Origin of the sequence: Mesorhizobium sp. M1A.F.Ca.ET.072.01.1.1 (assembly GCF_004023325.1) — a bacterium.
Lineage (GTDB): Bacteria > Pseudomonadota > Alphaproteobacteria > Rhizobiales > Rhizobiaceae > Mesorhizobium.
Genome location: NZ_RZSF01000467.1, coordinates 1 through 3889, shown reverse-complemented (window position 1 = coordinate 3889; position 3889 = coordinate 1). Strand labels below are relative to the sequence as shown.

Here is a 3889-nt window from a genome sequence, read left to right as displayed (position 1 = left end):
CTGTTTCCACATGCGTGGTCTTCACCCCGGCCGGATCGGCGATGTTGACCGGACCGGACACGAGCCGGACATCGGCGCCGAGCTTCGCCAGTGCCGCCGCCCTGCAGCAGAGCGCAGAGCAGGATCAGCGGGATCGAACCTGCGGGGATGGCATAGGCGAAACCGGCAAGACCGGAGGCGATCATCAGCGCGCCGACGACGATGATCAGTCTTTCGCGTTCCAGCGGCGCATTGGCGATGAGGATCGACAGGATCGACCAGGCGATGGATTCGGCAGCGATGATATAGCCGGTGGTCAGGATCGGAATGCCGTGCAGCGTGGTGAGCAGCAGCGGCCCGTAAATGGTGAACGTGCAGGTCGCTACCGAGAAGGCCGCAACCATCGTCATGCCTGAGCCAAGCGGCGAGCGCCATGAGAACAAAGGTGCCGGAAACAGGCGCGAGCGCGGCCTGAGGGCATCGATGCGGAAGAAAAGCGCCAGGCCGATCAGCCCGACGGCCAGCAGCAGCGACGAGCGCAGCAGGGCGATGTCGATGCCGGCGGCAGCGATCAGCACGACGGCGATGGCGAGACAGGCAAGCGCCGGATAGGGAAAGGGCGGCGCCGTGCCGCTGCCCGCCTGCGGCCTCGTCGCCTCCGGCGTGTCCAGCACGATAAAGCTCGCCAGCGCCATCGCCGCGCCGCCGAAAGTGAAGACGCCAAAGGCCCAGCGCCACGACAGGAACTCGGTCATAACAGCGCCGAGCATCGGTCCGCTGAAGGCGGCGACGCCCCAGATCGCCGACATGATGCCGAAGAGCTGCGGCCAGATGTTGCGCGGAAAGAGACGCTCGACCGAAACGAAGGCGAGCGACACCAGCGCGCCGCCGCCAAGTCCCTCGACCAGCCGCCCGGCGAGGAAGACCGGCATGGAGGGTGCCGTCGCGCAGATCAGCGCGCCTGCTGCGTAGAGCAGGGCGGCGACCATCATGTTGGAGCGCAGCGCGACATAGCTCACCAGCCGCCCGGCGGCCGCACCCGCGACGATGGCGCCGAGCTCATAGATCGCCAGCGACCAGCCAACGAGCTGCACGCCGGCCAGTTCGCCGACCATGGCCGGCATCACCGTCGCCACCATAGTCTCATTGGTGGCATGCAGCAGGATGCCGAGACTGACAAAGCAGAAACGCGCCAGGTCGCCGCTTGCCCACAGTGCTCGCCAGTCCACCTTGTTGCCGGCCACCTTGCCGCCGCCTGCTGCCGTCACGTCGATCTCCCGCTTGTTTTCCGCAACCTCATCCGCATTGCGAACGAAGCGCCAGATCCAGTTCGGCAGGGCTTGTGGAACCTCAAGCGCAGTTGAGCTCAAGAGGCATTTTCGGCGATGTCAGCGAGCAAGCGCGCTAAAAATTCGGCCCGGGAACGAGCGGCCCGGAGCGAGAGTCCCGGGCAGTATCGGTGCTAACTGATTTGAAATTTCACTTATAGGAGTGGATGAGGTCCAGCGAAGCCACGGCAACAGCGAGGTTGACGCCGGTCTGCGCCTGGACGCTCAGCGGCTCGAGCATGAAGGCGCCGTCGAGGCCGCCGACCAAAAGATTGGCGCCGCCACCGGTCACGACGCTCGCCTCCGCGTTGACGCCGTAATAGCTGCCGGCGAGATCGCCTGCGTCATGGTGGCGGGTGGCGGCGAGAACCGCCCAGACAAGCTGACCTTGATGCGTCCGGCCGATATCGACGCCAAGCTTGGAGATCATGCCCGTATAGAGCTCGGCCGGACCGTGATGATAGGGGCGGAAGACGCAGGACACGCCCTTGTTGGAGGTGATGACGTAACCGGTGCCTCCGTCGATGGTGCAATCGAGCGTGCCGAGCCGGAGCGTGCCGGCGCTGACCGGAGAAGCGAGGACCGTGGCGGCAAGCGCGGCGGCGGCACAGGCAAGTGTCTTGATCATCGGAAATGTCCTTTCGCAACAAACGGCCCCGGTTAAACGGTCGAGGTGCGAGGAGCGTTCCGCCCAAAACTTGGCGCGAGCATGGCGAGCCAGCGCATCGCCCTTGGCGGCTGACGGCCACATCGGCGTGTCAGCGCCGCAATAGACCCATCGCGGGCGACCGGACCCCCGGCGGCCTTAGCTTCCGATCAGCTGGCGCCGGCCGAGGTGCGCGACAGGCCGTCCTTGGCGGGTTGGTAGTTCGGGTCGAGGTGGACAGCCTCGCGGTAGGACTTGGCCGCCCTTTCCTTGTCGCCGCGTCGCTCGTAGATCAGCGCCTGGTTGGCCCAGGCCTCGGCGTTCTTGCCGTCGAGCTTGATGGCCATGTTGAAGTCGGCGAAGGCGTTGTCCTCGTCATTCATGGCGAGATAGGACAGGCCGCGGCCGTTGTAGGGCTCGGCTGCGTCCGGCGCCAGCGAGATGGCGGTCGAGAAATCCTCGATGGCGAACTTGTGCTGGCCCTGGCTCTGATAGATCAGGCCGCGATTGTGGTAGGCGCGGGCGTCGGTCGTGTCGAGTTGGATCGCCTTCTGGAAATCGTTGAACGCGTCGTTGACGCGGCCAGCCTTGCGATAGAGATTGCCGCGGCCGATATAGGCGGCGTCGTAATTGGCGTTGATCTGGATCGAGCGGTTATAGTCGGCAAGCGCTGCTTGCTGGTTGCCCAGGAAACGCTGGATGAGCGCCCGGTTCGAATAGGCCTGATAGAAGTTCGGATTGAGCTGGATGGCGGTGTCGAAATCCTTGAGCGCCGCCTGGTACTGGCCGCCGCGGCCATAGGCCGAGCCGCGCACATTGTAACCCTCGGGATCCTGAGGATTGCGCTGGATGACAGCCGACAGCGAGGAGATGTTCTCGGTCGAGCCTTGCGCCTTGTCGATATTGTTGAACTCCCCCGTCGGGGCGGTCTGGCATGCTGCAAGGGTCAGGCCCGAAAGCAGGGCCGCCGTCAGGGCGAAGCCGCGAAAAGCGGTTCTGCGCTCCACGGTAATTGCGTTCATCTCAGTCCTCACTGGCGCCGCGCCGTCAGGTCCGTTCCCTCTCCGAACCGGCTCGAACGCATAAACAAAAGGTGGCGGCGATTCCGCATCGCGCCACCCTCGGTATCCTTCGAAAAGGACGAAAAATTGACGGTATCAGCGCGGCGAACGCGATGCGCCGGCAGCACCAGCCGGAGCCGGGCGCGGGGTCATCGGCAGCAGGCCTTCGCGCTGGGCGCGCTTACGGGCCAGCTTGCGGGCGCGGCGGACGGCTTCCGCCTTCTCGCGGGCACGCTTCTCGGACGGCTTTTCGTAGTGACCGCGCATCTTCATTTCGCGGAAAATACCTTCGCGCTGCATCTTCTTCTTCAGCGCGCGAAGCGCCTGATCAACGTTGTTGTCGCGGACGAGTACCTGCACGTGCAATCCTGTCTTCGGGTTTGAAATCTCAGGCAAGCAGCCCATAGCCACATGCCTCCGCAGTGACCTGCACCGCGAATTGTGCCGGCTGATAGCAGAATCAGGCTGTGCTGTCCACCGTTGATTGCAGGAAACCACGATCGGAAGCCCGAGCGCCGTGCCTTGCCGGTCTGAGCCTTAGGCGGTCGCAAGATGCAGGCGCGCGAAATCCTCAAAGAATTCGCCATAGTCGCAAGTGATTTCCTCGCCGGCCGCGATATCCCGGGTCGCTGTGGCGCCACCATGTTGGGAGAAATCCGTGTTCGGCCGCTCGGCATGGTTCATGAAGCGGCCATTGTCGACCTCATAAACCATGAAACCCGGCTTGTCCGGGCTCGGATAGGCGTAGCGGTCGAGCAATTCCTTGAGATGCGGCGGCGCCTTCTCGTATTTCTCCATCGGGATCAGCCGATCGAAATCGGGATCGAGCCGCCAGATGGAGGCGCCTTTCCTGACCGGCTCGGCGGCGAAAACAC

The 3889-nt window shown here is 64.1% G+C and carries 5 protein-coding genes and 1 pseudogene; all 6 read right to left on the bottom strand.

All coding sequences use genetic code 11. The features are described 5' to 3' along the window. Positions 1 to 61 (bottom strand): hypothetical protein (locus tag EOA32_RS40380; protein ID WP_245499492.1); only part of this gene is annotated, 61 nt, incomplete at its 3' end. 31 nt (positions 62 to 92) lie between these two features. Then, positions 93 to 1223 (bottom strand): annotated as a pseudogene (locus tag EOA32_RS34355) (MFS transporter); the annotation flags it as partial. A 235-nt stretch (positions 1224 to 1458) separates the two neighbouring features. After that, a complete protein-coding gene (locus tag EOA32_RS34350) occupies positions 1459 to 1935 on the bottom strand; it encodes a DUF992 domain-containing protein (protein WP_128374075.1) in 477 nt (158 codons plus the stop codon). Positions 1936 to 2123: 188 nt separating this feature from the next. After that, entirely contained in the window at positions 2124 to 2975 is an 852-nt protein-coding gene (locus tag EOA32_RS34345) for a tetratricopeptide repeat protein (protein ID WP_067002613.1), read from the bottom strand. Positions 2976 to 3110: 135 nt separating this feature from the next. Beyond that, positions 3111 to 3374 carry a 30S ribosomal protein S21 gene (gene rpsU / locus EOA32_RS34340; RefSeq protein WP_040969057.1) on the bottom strand — a complete coding sequence of 88 codons (264 nt, stop codon included), beginning with the start codon at positions 3372 to 3374 and terminating at the stop codon, positions 3111 to 3113. A 177-nt stretch (positions 3375 to 3551) separates the two neighbouring features. After that, on the bottom strand, positions 3552 to 3889 hold a 338-nt coding region (locus EOA32_RS34335; RefSeq protein WP_128374074.1), incomplete at its 5' end, for an SET domain-containing protein-lysine N-methyltransferase.

Coding starts and splice junctions, on each gene's coding strand:
- EOA32_RS34345 (WP_067002613.1), bottom strand. CDS start 2,975: ATGAACGCAATTACCGTGGAGCGCAGAACCGCTTTTCGCGGCTTCGCC.
- EOA32_RS34350 (WP_128374075.1), bottom strand. CDS start 1,935: ATGATCAAGACACTTGCCTGTGCCGCCGCCGCGCTTGCCGCCACGGTC.